The 16,842-nt window shown below is 54.6% G+C and carries 21 protein-coding genes; 14 read left to right on the top strand and 7 right to left on the bottom strand.

Annotated features, from left to right (window positions below; translation table 11 throughout):
* Positions 1-4,418 precede the first annotated feature (4,418 nt).
* Complete coding sequence (locus FZZ85_RS01780) at positions 4,419-4,913, bottom strand: hypothetical protein (RefSeq protein ID WP_226411619.1); 495 nt, start codon at positions 4,911-4,913, stop codon at positions 4,419-4,421.
* Between the two features lie 175 nt (positions 4,914-5,088).
* Here FZZ85_RS01780 and FZZ85_RS01775 point away from each other — a divergent pair, with 175 nt between their 5' ends.
* The 3 genes from FZZ85_RS01775 (at position 5,089) to FZZ85_RS01765 (ending at position 6,813) form a co-directional block, all read left to right on the top strand.
* Positions 5,089-5,304 carry a hypothetical protein gene (locus tag FZZ85_RS01775; RefSeq protein WP_226411617.1) on the top strand — a complete coding sequence of 72 codons (216 nt, stop codon included), beginning with the start codon at positions 5,089-5,091 and terminating at the stop codon, positions 5,302-5,304.
* Positions 5,305-6,122: 818 nt separating this feature from the next.
* Positions 6,123-6,311 carry a hypothetical protein gene (locus FZZ85_RS01770; protein ID WP_226411616.1) on the top strand — a complete coding sequence of 63 codons (189 nt, stop codon included), beginning with the start codon at positions 6,123-6,125 and terminating at the stop codon, positions 6,309-6,311.
* Positions 6,312-6,423: 112 nt separating this feature from the next.
* Positions 6,424-6,813, top strand: coding sequence for a putative quinol monooxygenase (locus FZZ85_RS01765; RefSeq protein WP_226411614.1), 390 nt, complete (start codon positions 6,424-6,426; stop codon positions 6,811-6,813).
* Between the two features lie 42 nt (positions 6,814-6,855).
* Here the strand turns inward: FZZ85_RS01765 and FZZ85_RS01760 are convergent, their stop codons facing one another.
* Together FZZ85_RS01760 and FZZ85_RS01755 are read right to left on the bottom strand one after the other, a co-directional pair.
* Positions 6,856-7,110, bottom strand: coding sequence for a hypothetical protein (locus FZZ85_RS01760; protein ID WP_226411612.1), 255 nt, complete (start codon positions 7,108-7,110; stop codon positions 6,856-6,858).
* Positions 7,103-7,390 carry a hypothetical protein gene (locus FZZ85_RS01755; protein ID WP_226411610.1) on the bottom strand — a complete coding sequence of 96 codons (288 nt, stop codon included), beginning with the start codon at positions 7,388-7,390 and terminating at the stop codon, positions 7,103-7,105. Before FZZ85_RS01755 ends, FZZ85_RS01760 begins: the two co-directional genes overlap by 8 nt.
* Before the next feature lie 652 nt (positions 7,391-8,042).
* Here FZZ85_RS01755 and FZZ85_RS12135 point away from each other — a divergent pair.
* The 3 genes from FZZ85_RS12135 to FZZ85_RS01740 all read left to right on the top strand — a co-directional run bounded on the left by FZZ85_RS12135 (position 8,043) and on the right by FZZ85_RS01740 (position 11,209).
* On the top strand, positions 8,043-8,123 hold the full coding sequence (locus FZZ85_RS12135; protein WP_370631112.1) for a DUF1651 domain-containing protein: 81 nt from the start codon (positions 8,043-8,045) through the stop codon (positions 8,121-8,123).
* Positions 8,124-8,629: 506 nt separating this feature from the next.
* On the top strand, positions 8,630-8,809 hold the full coding sequence (locus FZZ85_RS01745; RefSeq protein ID WP_226399437.1) for a hypothetical protein: 180 nt from the start codon (positions 8,630-8,632) through the stop codon (positions 8,807-8,809).
* Between the two features lie 636 nt (positions 8,810-9,445).
* Positions 9,446-11,209: a gamma-glutamyltransferase family protein gene (locus tag FZZ85_RS01740; RefSeq protein ID WP_226411608.1), complete on the top strand. Its 1,764-nt coding sequence runs from the start codon at positions 9,446-9,448 to the stop codon at positions 11,207-11,209.
* Positions 11,210-11,225: 16 nt separating this feature from the next.
* Here FZZ85_RS01740 and FZZ85_RS01735 read toward each other — a convergent pair whose 3' ends face one another.
* Positions 11,226-11,618 carry a DoxX family protein gene (locus FZZ85_RS01735; protein WP_226411606.1) on the bottom strand — a complete coding sequence of 131 codons (393 nt, stop codon included), beginning with the start codon at positions 11,616-11,618 and terminating at the stop codon, positions 11,226-11,228.
* A gap of 445 nt (positions 11,619-12,063) precedes the next feature.
* Here FZZ85_RS01735 and FZZ85_RS01730 point away from each other — a divergent pair, with 445 nt between their 5' ends.
* Both FZZ85_RS01730 and FZZ85_RS01725 read left to right on the top strand, forming a co-directional pair.
* On the top strand, positions 12,064-12,237 hold the full coding sequence (locus FZZ85_RS01730) for a hypothetical protein (protein WP_226411604.1): 174 nt from the start codon (positions 12,064-12,066) through the stop codon (positions 12,235-12,237).
* Positions 12,238-12,253: 16 nt separating this feature from the next.
* Entirely contained in the window at positions 12,254-13,135 is an 882-nt protein-coding gene (locus FZZ85_RS01725; protein WP_226411602.1) for a GNAT family N-acetyltransferase, read from the top strand.
* Between the two features lie 152 nt (positions 13,136-13,287).
* Here the strand turns inward: FZZ85_RS01725 and FZZ85_RS01720 are convergent, their stop codons facing one another.
* Complete coding sequence (locus tag FZZ85_RS01720; RefSeq protein WP_226411600.1) at positions 13,288-13,515, bottom strand: DUF3136 domain-containing protein; 228 nt, start codon at positions 13,513-13,515, stop codon at positions 13,288-13,290.
* Between the two features lie 145 nt (positions 13,516-13,660).
* On the opposite strand from FZZ85_RS01720, the gene FZZ85_RS01715 reads away from it, so the two are divergent.
* From FZZ85_RS01715 to FZZ85_RS01700, 4 genes are all read left to right on the top strand, one after another.
* Positions 13,661-13,879, top strand: a complete 219-nt coding sequence (locus tag FZZ85_RS01715) for a CP12 domain-containing protein (protein ID WP_226411961.1) — start codon at positions 13,661-13,663, stop codon at positions 13,877-13,879.
* A 63-nt stretch (positions 13,880-13,942) separates the two neighbouring features.
* On the top strand, positions 13,943-14,629 hold the full coding sequence (locus FZZ85_RS01710) for a response regulator transcription factor (protein ID WP_226411598.1): 687 nt from the start codon (positions 13,943-13,945) through the stop codon (positions 14,627-14,629).
* 83 nt (positions 14,630-14,712) lie between these two features.
* Positions 14,713-14,952 (top strand): DUF3136 domain-containing protein, encoded by a 240-nt coding sequence (locus FZZ85_RS01705; RefSeq protein WP_226411596.1) that lies wholly within the window; start codon positions 14,713-14,715, stop codon positions 14,950-14,952.
* 23 nt (positions 14,953-14,975) lie between these two features.
* Complete coding sequence (locus tag FZZ85_RS01700) at positions 14,976-15,239, top strand: hypothetical protein (RefSeq protein WP_226411594.1); 264 nt, start codon at positions 14,976-14,978, stop codon at positions 15,237-15,239.
* Positions 15,240-15,267: 28 nt separating this feature from the next.
* On the opposite strand, the gene FZZ85_RS01695 is transcribed toward FZZ85_RS01700, so the two are convergent.
* Positions 15,268-15,432 (bottom strand): hypothetical protein, encoded by a 165-nt coding sequence (locus tag FZZ85_RS01695; RefSeq protein WP_226411592.1) that lies wholly within the window; start codon positions 15,430-15,432, stop codon positions 15,268-15,270.
* 240 nt (positions 15,433-15,672) lie between these two features.
* Positions 15,673-16,110, bottom strand: a complete 438-nt coding sequence (locus FZZ85_RS01690; protein ID WP_226411590.1) for a hypothetical protein — start codon at positions 16,108-16,110, stop codon at positions 15,673-15,675.
* A gap of 109 nt (positions 16,111-16,219) precedes the next feature.
* Between FZZ85_RS01690 and FZZ85_RS01685 the strand changes: the two genes are divergently transcribed.
* Positions 16,220-16,417: a hypothetical protein gene (locus tag FZZ85_RS01685; RefSeq protein WP_226411571.1), complete on the top strand. Its 198-nt coding sequence runs from the start codon at positions 16,220-16,222 to the stop codon at positions 16,415-16,417.
* A 3-nt stretch (positions 16,418-16,420) separates the two neighbouring features.
* Positions 16,421-16,699 carry a hypothetical protein gene (locus tag FZZ85_RS01680; protein ID WP_226411569.1) on the top strand — a complete coding sequence of 93 codons (279 nt, stop codon included), beginning with the start codon at positions 16,421-16,423 and terminating at the stop codon, positions 16,697-16,699.
* Positions 16,700-16,842 lie beyond the last annotated feature (143 nt).

Below are 16,842 nucleotides of genomic sequence, written 5' to 3'. Positions count from 1 at the left end.
GGGGTATCAAGCATCTCGTATGGATGAGAAATTTATCTAACGCGGAAGGGCCAAAAGACCACAACGCTAGATCTGCATAGGAGGTCTGAACAATGAGGAGAAGAGTAATGCAACCCCTGTTGATGGAGTTGGACAAGCCAGACCACAAAGTCGAGGACAAACCGTTGGAAAGGCCTGACCCTCAGATGGCTGGGCTTGAGTCACCTCAACATCAGCGTTTCCTTCGTGCCGAGGCAGAAGAGGAAACACAAGCCGAAGCGGGATGAATGAGATGAGTCCTACCAAGCTAACCAACGCGCCAGAAGGCTTTGAGTACTACAGAGTTTGCGATCATCAAGGCATCTGCCATGTGGTCAGAGGAATGCGTGAAGTTCAGCGACTTCTTCATAAGAGGCCTGACCTGACTGTCACCAAGATTCCTTGATTAAAGCCACCAAGCTCTAAAGGGCTTGTCAATCACTACCGTTCACTTGCTTCAAGGGGCGAATGACTTTTTCCTCAGAACAAATCCAACGTTCCCGTGAGCTGGCGAAGGGACGAAGGACAAATGGCGCAATTCAGCGCCTGCTGATCGATGAGTTCAACTTGCGACCCGCCCAATGCCGTGCACTGCGTATTACCGCTCTAGCAGACGAGAGAACTGCTTAATCAGTTCTCGAACAGGACTGCCGGACTGCTTTAGAACCAATAGGAGTGAGTAATGACAACCCTTGTACTGCATCCATCAAGAGAACACTTCTGACCATTGTATTAAGGACTTGTGCATTAAAACTGATGTAAAGGCCTATCTCCGAGCACGTGACATATCGAAGGTCAAGGCGTGCATTTACAGAGTTGTCGACCAGACCACTAACGCTTTGAAAGCAATCGTTCGCGACGGCCAAGATTTTGTGGGGTGAATGGAGTCCCAATTAGCTCCTGCTCTCGTTTGAAGTGAGGTCTAACTGGCATTCGATGCACGCCCATTTCGTATGTCTACGTTGCAACCGTCGTTCTCTTTAAGGATGTGATTCGACGGTGTCGACAAGACAGACCGCTTCATCATTGCCGCGAGGAGACGGGGCTGAAGCTGGATTGCATGAGACATCTCCAAAGCTGACGGCACTTGAGAAAGCGATGTGGCCCAAGTTGAAGAGAGTGGCCGACCCTGCAAAAACAGCAGGGCCAGGACCTGAGGAAGAATTGCAAGCGCTGGGATCCCACATGACAGAAGGAGATGAGCTGGGCTCCTGAAGGGGCTAACCCCAGTGCGGAAACCACTGGGGAAGAAGCCCTGCACGGGCCAGGCCAAGTACAACAGCAAGTGTTACCAGCTTCATCCCCGCAAGGATTCCTGCGGTCTTCCAGCTGAACAGTGATTTCGTAAGGGTGATCAACACAAATTCTCGGGCCAAGAGCATCATGTGCCATTGACGAGCTGGCCTCCTAAAGCTGACTGGGCCCCTTGCTCACTGGTCGCCAACTGAAGACATGATCCCGAAGCTCATTTGGAGATAGCAAGCAAGCAGCTCTGCCCTGACCAAGCTGAGTACATCAAGGGATACGGATGATGTTCTGTGTTGAACGAAGCGATGGTCCCGACATTTGGTTTCAGGAGCAGTGCTTCGAAACTGAGTTCAAAGCTTTCACCAACGCCCGAGCCAAATCGCTAAATACTTTCGGACTCTATCGAGTCGTGTACGAAAGCTCTGGCAACTCAGGTGAGGTGCTGAGGGTTTCAAAAGGAAAAGCGATCCTGGCTGAAGATGACCGACTCGTTGGATAAGTGCTGGTGCCCAAACAGCGGAAATTCCGTAGTTTGGGCTGGCACATCAAAGGCATTGCTAGAGCAAGGAACCAGGCAATAGTCGTGTACAACGTCGTTAAGCAAGAAGCTCCCGACCGTTGGGTCAAGGAGCTCTACTTCCAAACTGAATTCAGGGCCTACTTGTGTGCCCGCACAAAGTCGAAAGCGCTGATGTGCACTTACATGGTGGTTGACGCAACCACCAACCGAGTAACCTCGATCGTTCGTCATGGCAGACCCCTTATTGCATGAGTGATGGTGACAGCGCCATCTTCCTCATCTGGGATGACGACGGTAAGGGCCACACTGTTGCTATCGAAGCTCTTCTGCTGCTTGTGCTGGCACTTGCTTTCCTTCTACTCAGAAGGATCGCGAAGAGAACTTACTCACGGTCCTACAGGCTTCCGCCCCAAGAGTTTGACCTAGAAGACTTGTGCCGAAAGAGCAAGAAATAAAGCAGCCAATATCAAAGAGTCTTCCAAAGAAAAATACCATCGACACCCCTTTGACATAAGCCCTCCAGTGTCTTCTGCAATCCATCAAGATCCTTCAAACGCTGCCCACTCGGCGTCTGGACATGCACATGTGATCCGGCAAGCCGTCATTGATCAGCGTGTAGAGCTGCGAACGACTTTTATACCCAAGGTGCCTCGTAGCGGCACTCACAATTATGAGTTGTATTGCGCTGTCTCATGATGCCTCCAGGTGTCCAATATTTTGACAACCACTGTCTAGAGGATCAACGCAATGCGCCTTCGGATAAACCACAAGATTTAGCCAGTAGGGCCCGGAGATCTCAGATCAGCCTCATGTGAATCCCCATCCGAATCTGGCCTTTTTGGTAGGCACTGTGATCATGGTTATGGCCGCTTTTGCAAACGCCGCCAACACTGGTAAATGCCCCCGCAGCAAGTCTGCTGAAGCAACCTCAGTGGAGGTACATCACAAGTCCGATGTCAAGGCGGAAGTTAGGGCCTGATCTGATCAGACGATTCAGCGAAGAGGGTCAACCTCAACCGGAGCGATGGTCTGAAGCGTGTTCAACGCCTCACCGATGGACTGTCCAACAAAGATCCCACCGGTCAGCACCACAGTGAAACAACTCAACCCGAGAATGAGTCCAGCTGCAATACGAATGGAGCTCGTGGTTTCTACTTTGCGTTGCTCAGCATTGAAACCCATCTGAGTTGTTGCGACAAACCAGTTGTGGCTCAAGTGGTCGTTCGTTTCAACTGCTAGTTGAATCACTAGAAATGCTTGATGCTTTTCAGCACCCGTCCCACAACACTGAGCTGATTCCCAGGACATTTCACTAGCAGAGGTGTCAGTGGTGTTGTGAGCGTGCAGTGGACTTGGTGCCCTTTGGATTGAGACTCCGTTGCCGCAGAACTTTCAACATCCCAGCTATGGGTTGAGAGCGATTGAGACGAAATAGCGACAGTATCCCTTGAGCCAAAGCAACGTCGCAGTGGATGCCTGATTAATGGAGTTCTCGGTCTTGGCTCTGCGTTTGAGACCCGTAGATAATTTGAGCCAAAACCAGCACCAGGCCAGCGAGGGGCAGCACAAGAGGAGTCATGTCACAAGATCCACTATTGATTCCACGAGACCACGCCATGAGCAAATCGCACTTGCAAATATCACTTGGCGCTGTTCAGACGCCAATCACGCTGAACTGACTCCCCCCTGGTCAGAGAGAAGCCAGCTTCCTTGTCAGCTCCCAATGGTTATGCAGGTTCGATTGGATGGAGGTTATGGACGCTCCAACGACACCGTCGCCGAGCCCATAGGTTCAATGACGACCCAATGAGGCAATGGCAGTGACCAAATGAGCCGCAGCAAGGTTGCGACGCTGCGCTCTGCTAAGTCGATGAAGAGTCAGGGGGACGCGGGCGAGGCAACGTGCATCGTTCATCTCCCATTCGCGCAAAAGCAGTGGTGCGCGCGCATAGTCCATTACCACAACGCCTCGATAACGAATCTCACTAAGAAGAAACGCCTAATTCATCTGCAATTCAGTTCGAAAGGCTGCACATTGCACACCAAACTGAACCGGACTGATTCATGTGGAAGTGTTGCCTCCGAATGCGTCTAGAGGGATGGCTAAGGGGCTACCCTCTTTTTGTTGTCTCATCAACCCTTCGAGCAGATTGGGCGTTCCAGAGAATCGCTGCCATCCTTGGCGAATGGGCAAGAAAACCAAAAAATCAAAAAAGGCCAAAGCGACCAACTCGGTCCTTCTCTGGCATCAGACTTTTATCAAGCGGATAAGGCAGCGGTTTGGTCTGAGCAAGTACCAAATGCTCTGGCTCACCTTCGGCAAAGGTCTAGTAATCGGGTACGTCCTGGCGTTCCTGGCTCACCGTTGAGTTCTAAGCACCGACGACTGAATGGACTCCACGCAGAGACTGATAGAAAAGCTTGTAGAGAGACGGATGCAAAACACTGGAGAGTCTCAAGCGGTAGCCACTGCAAACGTGATGGCAGCTTTCGAAAAGCTCAAAAAAAATGAGACCTAGCCTGAAGCAAATCGATGGACATTGTTTGAGACTCGCAAGGTGGGTCGGTGATTTTTACATCATTCACACCGTTATATTCACCATACAAGAACCATTCCGTATAACGACCTGAGCTACCGGCCCATGGGCATGACTTCTGATCCTCCAAGGGCTCTTCCTTTGATCGCCAAGTCATACATTTCCTGGTGAATATCATCTGATTCCTTGTTGAACCAATTGGACAACTCTGGCTGCACAAATTTTTTGGGACCCAGATCAACGAATGAATACTCAAGCGTAATAAAGTCACCTCCAATAGTTCGATAACCAAGCTCAAGGAGCATCTGGCCACTTGCAGATGGAGCTTCAATATGTGCTTGCGTTGCCTTGAGGCTGAGCTCCACCAACTTGCTCGCAACAGTGCCGTCACCGGATGCATCCCTCATTCTGATCATTAATGCTGACCCCTTGCTTTGCCTGAGGAAGAGCTGAGTTTGCTTCCTTATAAGCCATTGACATGCAATGGCATTGGAGTGAACCGAGGTCTTAAAAAACGAGAAATCTTCCTTACGGTTCTGGGGCTTGTTGTCCTGCTTGAGTAAACCGAGCTTTGAGAGCAGCCATTTCATCACATCGTTTTCAAACAAGACCGTAAATAGCCCATTTTTGGGCTGGTGAGTGAGATTCTTTTTAACGCTTAACCTGAGTATCTGTTGTTACCAAGAAGCTTGAGCAATGACATTGTCGAATGTGTGAGCGTTGTAACGACCAAACGAAAACGATGAAAGCCATGACAGGGGAGATTTGCCAGCACGCTCAATGGCTCAAGCAGACTTGATTGCTCAGACACCTCGCGGTTCATCCATCCAAAAAATCGAAGCCGGCAAGTTTCTGGTTTGCGATAGCGAGAACGTGTGCTTTTTCACGCGCAGCCTCTACCTCGCCGAAGAGCAGCTGGAGGAGATGGAGCTTGGCTACCGATTCCCATATTCAACCAATTTCTGCAAAGCACGCACCTGACCAGTGGAGCCATTTGAGTAGCGAATTTCGCTGAATCCACTGGCTCCAATGGCTTATGTGTACTGCGTCCTGGTCTCATGCGCCTAGCCCGGGACGCGGACCCAAGTCAGCGGCAACTGCTGGGTCCGTTTGTCTAGCGAATCCAGCCTTTCTCCCGTGCCCCATCGATCAAAAGGCCTGGGAGAAACTCTTCACAAGGCGGGGGCAATCGAGCATTCGACGAGTCCGTATCAATCGCAACCATCATCTGGATCTGCCGAAATTTTTGGCGTATCAGAACAACTTCAGAAATTTCCGGACAAGCCTGCTGTATGGCCTCATCATTAAACCCACAGTTGCCTGCAGACCAGATGTAGTGCTGAGCAGCACGGGGCGAGCGACCCTGGTGCTGGCAGAAGAATTTCCCCTTTGAGAGCGATCAACGGGGAAATCTCTCTGCGCCTTAAAGCTTTAGAAATTCAGTGCGTCAGGCGCAAATCTGTTTGAAGTGGCGAACGTACTTGTACGGATACCGCATCGCTCGAGGAGGACTCGTTTCTCCTCGCGGTTTCGTGGCTCCACATCGTTAGGTCGCAGCTTGGTTGAAGGTCAGCCATCGCGGCAGAGGGAGCTGCTCGAAAACGCCGGTCACGCCCTCAGCAACATTCGATCCGATGAGACCTTAATCAGAAGATAATGAAAGAAATATAATTACCTATTTGCGATATTTAAAGGTTTATAAGCAAACTAGAAAGCAAGTGCTTAAGTCGTCCCGTTGATTCATGGAGGACAGTATGCACAGTCAGAAGAACTCCCCGGCCTGCTTTTTGCGCTGGTCTGTGAGCAAGGTTGCTGACAGGCTCTATGCAGTTGCGGCAACGGTTGATGGAAAGCAATACGACTTTGTTGGCAATTTCAAAAGTGTTCGAGAAGCCCAACAAGCAGGCCGCCGCTACGCCGAAGACTTGGTTCACAACTCGATGGCTGGCGGTCGCTTATCACTGAAACAACAGCCTCTAGCTGCCTGATCAGCTCCATTTGAACGTGATTTGAACAGAAGCATGGGTTCCCCTGGAGAGTGCACCTCCAGGTTTTTTTCAACCTGAATCCATGGAACACTTGGGCACCGCCTGAGAGCCAATGGCCAGCTTCGACAAGTCCACACCCTTCATGTTGCTGGCACGAATCCACGTCAAGCCCGGTTGTGTTGACCAGTACCTGGAGCTCGCCCGCGTCACCGATGAAGCAGTTCAGGCTTCTGAGCCCGGCATGATTCATCACACCTTTGATCAAGACCCAGACGATCCTCAGTCGTTCGTGTGGTCAGAGGTCTACGCCAACGACGAGGCGTTCAGCGCCCATGTCTCCAACCCTCCTGTTCAGAAGTATCTGAAGAAGCATGCGGAGCTTGGCGATGGCTTCAGCGTTGAGGTTTACGGAACGGTTGGCGATGAATGCCGGCAGCTTATGGAGTCCTTTGGACTTCCACTCAAGATCTTTGAAACCAAGCTCGGTTACAGCAGGGTCTGAACAACCTGGCGGAAAACATCGCTCGAGTTGTGGCAGTGATGCCTACGAAGTGCTATTCAGTTCATCCTTGAGCTTTTCAAGACGCGTCGTGAGCTGCTTAGCGCGACGCGTTGTTGGTTTGTTGTCACAGCCCTGCAGCGCTGATTTGATCACAGCGATCTCCTTCTCAAGCTTCCGTATCCTCGTGAAGGAAAGCGCTTCCTGAGCAAGACCGATCAGAAAATCGCCGCGCGGAGCGTAACAAGGAGCATCTTCAGCTGACTCGTTGTGTGCGGTCGCGTTATCGGGATCAATCATGAACCAGGGCTTTCTCGGCAATATCGGCCGCCACAAGAAACACATAAGAAAGTGCATTCATATGACTGGCCAAGTCTTTAATCGATTCAACAATCTCCTTTCGCGATAAACCACTCTCCCGCTGAAGCCGAATGATTTCGTGGGTCAGACGGGTCACATGGTCGCGACCGTAGTTGTAGGCAGTACCAAAACAATCCTCACTCTCCTCATCAGTCCTGCAGGCTGCGGCAAAGTCCGAGGCAATTTTCTGGGAAAAATCTTCAACCTGACGGCAGGACATCGCTTTCTGGATTTGCCAGAATGTATGCGAAAAAAGAATGAAGCCCTAATAACTTTTTGAACCAATAAGTTTAATTTCGTATTCTTGCTTATCGATCAACTACAAAACTTTATGTTTTTCTTTGAGAAACAAAAAGATGCTCGAGATCTTGCTCGAGAACCTGGACTCACGCATCAACCAGTGCAAAGGTGCCTCGCCTTGGTTGGACTGTGGTCGCAAGCCAAGGTCACCAGAAGCTTTTCTCAAGCCTCGTTTTGACTGAGACAAGCTTCTTTTTCTCGAGCACAACAACAACGCATCCATCAATGTTCCGTTGGACTCGCCAGCGCCCTTGAGGCCCGAAAGGCTTCCTGCTCGAATCGGGCCACCGTCCAAGCTGCGAATTCGCCATCGTGAAGCCGGGGCGTCGCTCCTGCAGCAGTGTTTTGCAGAGGTGTCCTCTTTTGCCGTCGCCCCAGCCGTCTTGCCCCGTAACCGCGCAACCCATGAACCACCGCAACAGCCTGGAGGAGAAGGCTGGCTGGTAAACCCAGAGCAGCAGAAGGTGGTGCAGTTCAAACCGGACGCAGCCAAAGATCATGCTCAATCTGTGGCGGTGCACACCTACAGATAGATTCCGCCCAATCCACCGGTGCCCCAGACCCGGCGGCGGATGCTGCGGCACAACGCGATAGAAGCCTGGAACACGATGTTCAAAACAGGATGGCGGAGCTGTTCACCACCCGTGCGCTGATGACATCAAAAACATTTGGCTTGGTCTTGGCCCTTTCCGTTGGACCCCACAGTTATGGCTTGGGTGCAAGAGGGGAAGCCTGAGCGCCATGGCGCCTTGACGAAAGGGCCATCAGAAGTGGAGATAGAAGCGTCAATCAATTTCCATCCAGGCCGGCATCGGGATCGAGGCCGACATCGTCGATGCAGGCTTGTTTGTCGGCTTGGCACAACAGCTGCATCAGGTTTTTTCGATCAAGAGCTGACAACTAACCGTTGATTTCCCACTTGAGACAGGTTCTCCGCTGGCAGCTACCGGTATGACCCTTGAGGACCTCAAACATGACAGCCTCTTTTGGGCTGATGATTCGATCTCTACGACGGGTTGATCGAGTAATGCCAGAGCAGCAATACCTACTTGCCTTGGTGCTCGCCAATGCTCTCCATCCTTGCGCTGGTGAATGTCAGTGACGACTGCTGGACCCCTACAAGTTCTTTCGCCAACGTGATCGAAGTTGCGATCAACCGATGACCAATGGATCCGGCACCTGGACCAACAATCAGCCCCCAGCAGCAGCTGAAAAACTCTGGAGAGGCCTGGCTCTGGTGGGAGCCTTCCACATCGGAGGAATGCTGATCAACGTCATCTTCCAGATGATGGGCAACAACAGCCTGGATGGAATTCCGGCCAAATTCCTCGGCCTCTGAACCGATCAGCCAAGAACAACAACGTTCTTCAACCCCTGCCCATGGCAGGGGTTTTTTATTGGGGGCTGGCAACGCGTCAAACGCGACACAGGCGAAAGAGCAGCCAAAACGAGACCCAGCACCCCCAGACTGAGCACAATTGCTCATTGTTAAGGGAGATTGCGCAGCATTAAGTTCTCGACGCATGCACGAGTCGTTCCCGAGGAGTGGGCTCTTTGGGAACTTTTTTTAGGTAAGTTCAAACCAGGACTGCGATGTATCCCGTAGGTGGGCCTGCGGATACATCTCTTCCTGCTGAAAGTCCGCTTCTCTCTAAAAGCGGGGAGGAGCAAGCTAGGGAGCATGCTCCCTATTCCCTCCAAAGGCGATTGCCGTGATGTTCGCGCCAACGCAAAAAACGATCAGGCGGGAATGATTCTCATTGAGCAGTGATGCCAATTTCGTCTCCTGAGAGTTCTCTGAAAAACGCTCCACTCGTGTCGCAAGCAGAGCTCCACAGATCCACTCTTGAGATGAAGTCTGTGGTGCCTTCAATGCGGCAAGCAAGAGCAGGCTGAGGGGCCGGCTCTTTTTTTGATCGGAAGGTCAGAAGTCCGCTTCACCAGCCACAAGACTGAAAGCAGCCGATCCACCGCCATGCTCCCCCAGCTCAAAGCGTTGCTGCTGGCGCTGAGCCTTTGGAGCATCCTCCCCGCAGCTGCAACCCCGATCAGCCGCGACGATCCGGAATCCACCGACCCTGGCCACAAGGGCATCTCAAGCGCTAGCGGATCAGCCGTGGTGGTGACCGCCAATCCCCTCGCTAGCGAGGCAGCACTGGCTGCGTTGAGCGACGGAGGCAGCGCCATCGATGCTCTGATCACAGCACAAGCATTGCTGGCGGTGGTTGAACCCCAGAGCTCCGGCTTGGCGGGTGGCGGTTTTCTGCTGCACTGGGATGCCAAACAACGCCATCTTTCAGTGCTGGATGGCCGTGAAGTAGCCCCGGAACGCAGCCGCCCCGGCGACCTGCTCGACGCCGCGGGGAATCCCCTCCCCTGGCGACAGGCCACCAGCCAAGCCAACGCTATCGGCATCCCCGGCACCATGGCTCTGCTCTGGGAGGCCCATCAAAACCACGGCCGTCTGTCCTGGGCACAGACTCTGCAACCAGCGATCCACCTGGCCAGTGCTGGCTTCCTACCGAGCCCGCGGTTGTTGCGCTCCATTCGCCTGGCTCAGCGTTTCGGTGTCGCCCACAGCCCTGCATTTCAAGCGCTCTACCTGCCTGGCGGCCAGCCACCAGCAGCGGATCAACCCTTCCGCAACCCAGCCCTGGCACGCACCCTGAGGCTGCTGGCCAGGAGAGGGGGCTCAGCCTTTTATCAAGGGCCCTTAGCGCAGCAGATCCTGGAAGGGGTCAACGCCCTACAGGCCAGCGAGCCGAACTTCCGCGGCTGGAGCTCCGCCGATCTGAGCAGCTATGCCGTGATCCGGCGCACCCCCCTCTGCAGCCAGCAGCTGCAGCACCGCATCTGCACGATGCCGCCCCCCAGCAGCGGTGGCTTGGCGCTGCTGCAAACCCTGGCGCTGCTGAACCAGAACACTGACCTGGCCAGCTCCAGCGTAGATGAGCCGCAGGTGTGGCGAGAGCTGGCCCGCGCCCAGGCCTGGGCCGATGCCGACCGCCTCTACTGGGTGCACGATCCCATCAATGGAGCGGTCCCCAGCCCAGCCCTGCTGGATCCGGCCTACATCGCCAGCCGGGCCAGAGCCATGCAGCGCGCTAACGGCTTAAGACCAACACCGGGGCTACCCCCAGGCATCGATCGTTATCCCTACGGCAGGCCGGATCGAGGCATCGAACAAGGCACCAGCCAGATCACGATCGTGGACTTGGGCGGCAACATCGCCTCATACACCTCCTCGGTGGAGACGATTTTCGGGAGTCGGCACCTGGTGGGAGGAATGGTGATGAACAATCAGCTCACCGATTTCGCCTTCAAGCCCAGCCTTGGCGGCAAACCGGTCGCCAACCGCCGTCTGCCGGGACGGCGGCCGATGTCGTCGATGGCACCGACGCTGGTGTTCCGCAACGGCGAGGCGGTGCTGGCCCTGGGCAGCCCCGGCGGCCGCAGCATTCCCCACCTACTCAGCCGGGTGTTGCTGGCGTCATTGGTCTGGAACGAACCGCCGGCGCGGGCGGTAGCCCTTCCCCATCTCTCCCGCCGAGGCAAAGCGCTGGTGCTGGAAAGCGATCCCCCGCTGCCCTGGCCGTTTCCGCTAGAGCAGCTCAAGAGCGAGGCAAGCCTGCGACGTCAGGACATCGGCAGCGGCACCGCTTTGCTGCAAAAAGTCGATACTGGCTGGCAGGGGGCCGCGGATCCGCGTCGTGAAGGAACGGCTCTGGCCCTACCCTGATCTAGCCATCCGGCGATCAACCCTTGTAGCGAAGGTGAGTGAAGCTGGGCACGCCATTGCCCCAGGCGCGAGTGATGGCCAGGATCAATGCGCCAATCAGGGCCAGGTTCATCGCAAAGCCGCTGTCCACAGGGAATGTGTGGAAGATCAGTGTGGTTGGCACCAGGAACAGCAGCAGCAGCGATGCCCCCAGCACCGTGTTGCTGCCGAACACCAGCAGGATCGATCCAGCGATCAGCACCACAATTGCCGCCACCAACAGCACCGAGGCCAAGGATTCGGGGATGCCCTTGGAGGCGATGAAGCCTACGGTTTCAGCGAAGTTGGTGAACTTGGCCGGCAGGGCATTCACAAACACCGCCGCCATCAGCACCCGGCCGAGGAAATCGAACAGCTTCGAAGCAGTCATGTGGATCGAAAGCCCGCAGGGGCAAGTGGGTCGTGAAAAGCACCCTAGAGAGCAACTCTTCACTGGGAACAGTCATGCCCCCCCGAGGAGTGAGCCTCAGGGATTGATGCCCTCATTAACTTCCGTCCGACATCACCATCGCCGGGAAGCCTGAACAGTGCGGAGAGGAGAACCGCCCGCAACAGTTCGGATCTCAAATGCACCATTTGAAGCCCCGTCTAAGGCACCGCTTGATGCGCCCGCGCATTGTCCCCAGATGGGGGATGGATCGCTGCGTTCAAAGGAACTAAGAAGGTTCCATTCGAGGCAAAGCCATGAAGCTCGACCTTGCCCAAGCACAACCCATGGGAAGCCTCATTGTTGAGGGAACCCACCGCCCATTCCACGCCCTTGCCTGCGCCCTCAGGCCGGCAGCACTGCGCATCGGACGGAAGGTCTCAGCACGATGACAACCCCATCACCACGTTTTGGCGTTCGATACAAGAAGAACGACGGCAGCCAACACTCGCTCCAACTCCACGCGGCCAATCGCCAAGAAGCGCGCATTGTCGCCATGGAAACCGACGCCTACGTGCGTCTATATCCAACCAGTGTGGATTCGATTCTTCAGGCCGCCTGACGCCACCTGAATATTGATGCTTGAGATCAAACCGTTCACGCCAACCGATCTCGACGTCGTCATTGGGATGGCCCGTGAACAGGATTTCGCTCCAGGAGTGGGCGACATCGAGATCTATGCCAACACCGATCGCCAAGGAATCTGGTTGGCCTGGCAAGACAACCTGCCAGTGGGCTGCATCGCCGCCGTCACCTACACCCCCAGCTACGCCTTCATCGGCCTGTTTGTGGTGAAGCCGGAGCATCGGGGTCAGGGAATCGGCCGTCGCCTCTGGCAACACGCCTTGAAAACCCTCAGCAGTGTGGAGTGCATCGGCCTGGAAGCCGCAGTCCAGATGGTGGGCTTCTACGAGAAAGCCGGATTTCAGAAGGACTGCGTCACCACACGCCGGCAGATGCTCTGCCGCAGCGATCAATCACTACACCCGAACACCACCCTGCTCGACCGCAGCGATATCACCGTTGTGCCACTGCGTGAGATCTCTCTCGAGGCGATTCAGCGCTACGACGAACGCCACGAAATCAGCCCAAGGCCCCATTTTCTTGAAATGTGGTTACGCCACAGGGCAGGAGACGTCTTTGTAACAAGGGATGCCCAGGGGGAGTGCCACGGCTACGTGCGCATTCGGCCCTGCCTTCTCCCCATCGGTGAAGGTTGGCGGGTGGGGCCCTGGTTGGCGGAAGATCCCGGCATGGCATCGCTGTTGCTGAGAAACGCCATCGATCGCCACAAGGGAGTTGTTCTGATCGACACCCCGGGGCATAACCCGGCTGCCAAAACGATCACTACGACGAAGGGCTTCAAACCCATGGGCTCAACCGTGCGCATGTACAAGGGCGTGATGCCACAAGGCCACGACCGCAACGTTTATGGCTTGGCCTGCCTCGAGCTCGGCTGAATCCGAGGATCAAGCAACCACTCCCTGAATTCCTGAGTCAACGCATAGCTGTCTTCATAGCGTTGCATTTGATCAAGCACGGCAATCCTGCGAATCACCTCGATAACAACTTGAGCCCTAATGACATCAGCTTCAATCGACATCCCCCCCCCTTAAGCATCTTGAATTGACGAGAACTCTGCCTGAATCATCAACATCAAACGTTCAGGAGATTTGTATTGTCTCGGCAAGGAACGGTGCAACAAGCATAAACGATCCCAACAGAGTGTTCTTTGAAGTTCAGCGCTTGTTTTGCCCTGCTTGATCAGCATCTTCAGGGCCTTGCAGTACAGCGGATATTTGGCCTCAAGCTCTCCGATGCTGATACTGGATGTACTCATGGATTCGTCACTCCGCCGGGCAGAACTATGGAACAAATGAGGCCATTGCATCGCCTCCCATATGGGGACAATCGTTCTGTCCCCGGATGGGGGTAGCTCAACGATGCAGCAACCATGTTTGATGGTTTCGGTTGCAATCTTGAGCGTGGAATCAATTGAAACCCACATCGCTAAAGACCGTGAGGAACTGGCAAGGGCGGAGGCCAGCGGAGATGAGGCCAAGGTGCGTCACTACGCCACCGAGCTCGAGGGGCTCGAGACGTATCGGAGCCACCATCCTGGGGAACACAAAGACCCCACCTCCCTCGAAGTGCATTGCGACCTCAACCCCGAAGCTCCGGAATGCCGCGTCTATGACGACTGACGAAGGACGAAACCATATGGGCCGGTTGGCCCGCAAGGATGGATAGAAGAGGCAGGGAAGCGCATGGATCTGACCCCATACCTGCAGAGCGAACCCAAGTCTGCCGACGAAGAGCCCCTGCTTTCCGTTGCCATCAACGGGAGCATTGCCTTGGCAATGAAGGGTCGATTCTTCCTGCGCTGCTTCTGCGAAAGTTTCAGCGAAAGATCTCGTATCGGCTGTGCTGTTACGGATGAAGAGTCCTGCCTAAATTATCTCAAAAAGGATTCATTTGAGCTACTTCTCTGCACGGATCTGCTTGAAAAAGGCAATGGCTTTGAGTTGGTGCGAAAAGCCCAAGAGCTTCAACCCGGCCTTAAAGTAGTAGTGCTGGCATTAAGCGATGCCATTCCGGTGGAATACGACAACGCGCCATGGCTGGAAGCCGTTGTTGCCGAAGCCGACATCATCGAAGACCGCAAACCACTTGAGGCAGCTGTGCTGGCGGTGATGGGACATCACTTCTACCGCAGCCCATCACTGCGCTCGGATGAACTTCCATATCTCAGTTGCCCGCGGCTCACACCACGGGAATACGAAGTTCTCGACCGCCTCGCCCGCGGCATGTCTGATCGAGAAATTGCCGAAGATCTGATCGTCACCGAAGAGACCGCACGCACCTACACCAAGCGGCTGTTGCGCACCCTGGAAGTGAACAACCGGGTTCAGGCGGTGTTGAAGGGAATGCGGTGCGGCATGGTTCAGATCTGAGCCAACAAATCACCCCAAATGGGGGTAGAGCTCAAGTCCCCAGCCAGGCATCAATGGGTGGCGATAAGTGATATCACGAAGAGATGGCAGCAATCACCTTCACCCATGAACCATCCCTCGCAGAATTGCGTGAAACAGAAACGGTGTACACCCGCGCCATGGAATACCTGGTGGCAGATGGCGTGAAAGAAGGGGAGGCCAGAGAGAGCGTCTGCTGGCGACAACTGAACCGACTGCATCAGGCCCTGCCAGACCGTTACGGCAATCCGCGCGCGCTCTTCCTTTCACTTCAGGCGCATCAGCGAAGCCAGAAAGCGGCCTAGTTGTCTCGGCACTGAATCAGACCATGGACAATGAATATCAGCCGATCAGTCGAGTGGAACGGCTACTGGCAGCTCACCCCTGGTTGCTCGAGGCCCAGGCCTGGAAACTGCTCAGCATTAAATACGTACTGATGGGCCCAGAGCTCACCATCCACAATCCCGATCACCTCCAACTGATCATGCAGGAGTGGGCCGATCATCTTGTGGAGATGGATGACGCCGCACTGCGGCAAATGTGTGCCTGGATCGATCGAAACCGTCTTGAGGGTGAGCAGGCCGAGCTCTGACTTTCACCAAAGCAGCACGCGATAAACATCACTCCACCAGAAATTCACTACGCAGGGCCCGCGAATCCTGAATCCGCTGCTCCAGCGCGAGCTGACGGAGACGAGTGTTCAACCAGGTGCGCAGTCGGGTGGACGACACCGACATGTTCCGCAGACCATCCGAAGTCTCAGGCGTGCCGAAGGGAATGGTCATCAGCCGAGCAGAGTGGATCAGATTAATTAGATCGGAGCCACCCCAGCCCCACTTCCAGCAAGTTCTCCCCTGAAAGGCAATGCGTGTTCGTGCGGATTGTCAGGGCTTGGCCCAGCCCCAAGACTTTGTTCATTGAGATCGGAGGCGTCCATGCGAGACGACGGCCCAACCGAGCAGATGTCAGAAGCAAACTGACTTTCAGCCCCCCTCCGTCACAAGGACCGGGGGTCTGCTGTTGAATCAGGCCTTGCGCTTTTGATCAGCCTGCCGAAGTTGCTCCCGCAGGATGATCGGATCATCACAGTGGGATCTGCGGTAGAGGGCTTTGATCTTGCGCGACTCCTCATCGAGCAACTCAAGCTCAACCGCGTCCGCCATTCCCACGGTGAAATCTTCGATCTGGCGGTCTTCAAACTGATTCTCCAGAGCCATCAATTCCTTCAACGAATCACTCATATACAGACAACTCGCCGCCATCAATTTAAGGTTTTCCCGAATCTTGAGGTCTGCCTGCTCGCGTACATCCCGAGCCTTTTCCAGCGTTGCAATCAGCTCAACACTGGCCGACTCCTCAATCGGTGCAGCAGACACCGTCGAGGTTGCTGCACAACCCAGCGCCAGCACCAAGAGCAACGCCAGAACGGACTGCAGAACCTTCATCGGAACCTCAGAAGACATGTCACGTTAAAGGGAGTAATGAGACGACGTCCCCTCAAACAAGGGAGACATTGCCTTGGATCCGCGACCACACCCCCTCGAGTGGGTGATGTGTGGACCACCCAAGAGCATGACCAACACAACTGCGAAAGCTCAACTGCTCGATCTGCTGATCGAACCGCTGAAGGGATGCAAAGGGATCTACGCCAATCGGCAGAACCTGATAAAACCGGTGATGGGCATGCCGGTGCGAAACCACCTCGATCGCCTCAGGGCAAGCCATTTGCCAGGCACCAGAGGCCACAGGACACGGGAGTGCAATCCATAAGAAATGACTAGAGACGCAAAGAAAGCAAGCCCGTATCGGCTGTCGCAGCCCAGTCCAATCACGAATCCGTATGACAGCTCCAGTTTCAAGCGAGATCCCATAGCCGAGACCCTGCGTCTGCCCTACTCCGTTCAAGGCAACGGAACCGTGGAATCGATCGGCAATCACCTCTATCGGGTCTGCAGACCAGCCGTGTGCACCGCTGTGATGGGGCTCAGCAACGCCCTCTACCTGAGCCGCAACGTGCCTGAAGTGGAACACAAACACCGCTCAAATCGATGACAAAAAAATTCGCTCCAGCCATGGAGCGAATCATCAAGCCGGGGCAATCCCCATCACCCAGCCGATAGCGCCAGATGTTGAAGCGATGGCCTGATATTACTCAACCAGCCCCAGATCCAAGAGAAGCGATATCACTTATGCAG

The sequence above is a fragment of the Synechococcus sp. MU1642 genome, from assembly GCF_020514115.1.
In the GTDB taxonomy this organism is placed as follows: domain Bacteria; phylum Cyanobacteriota; class Cyanobacteriia; order PCC-6307; family Cyanobiaceae; genus Parasynechococcus.
The sequence above is the reverse complement of the archived record's forward strand: the minus strand, read 5'-3'. Positions and strand labels throughout refer to the sequence as shown.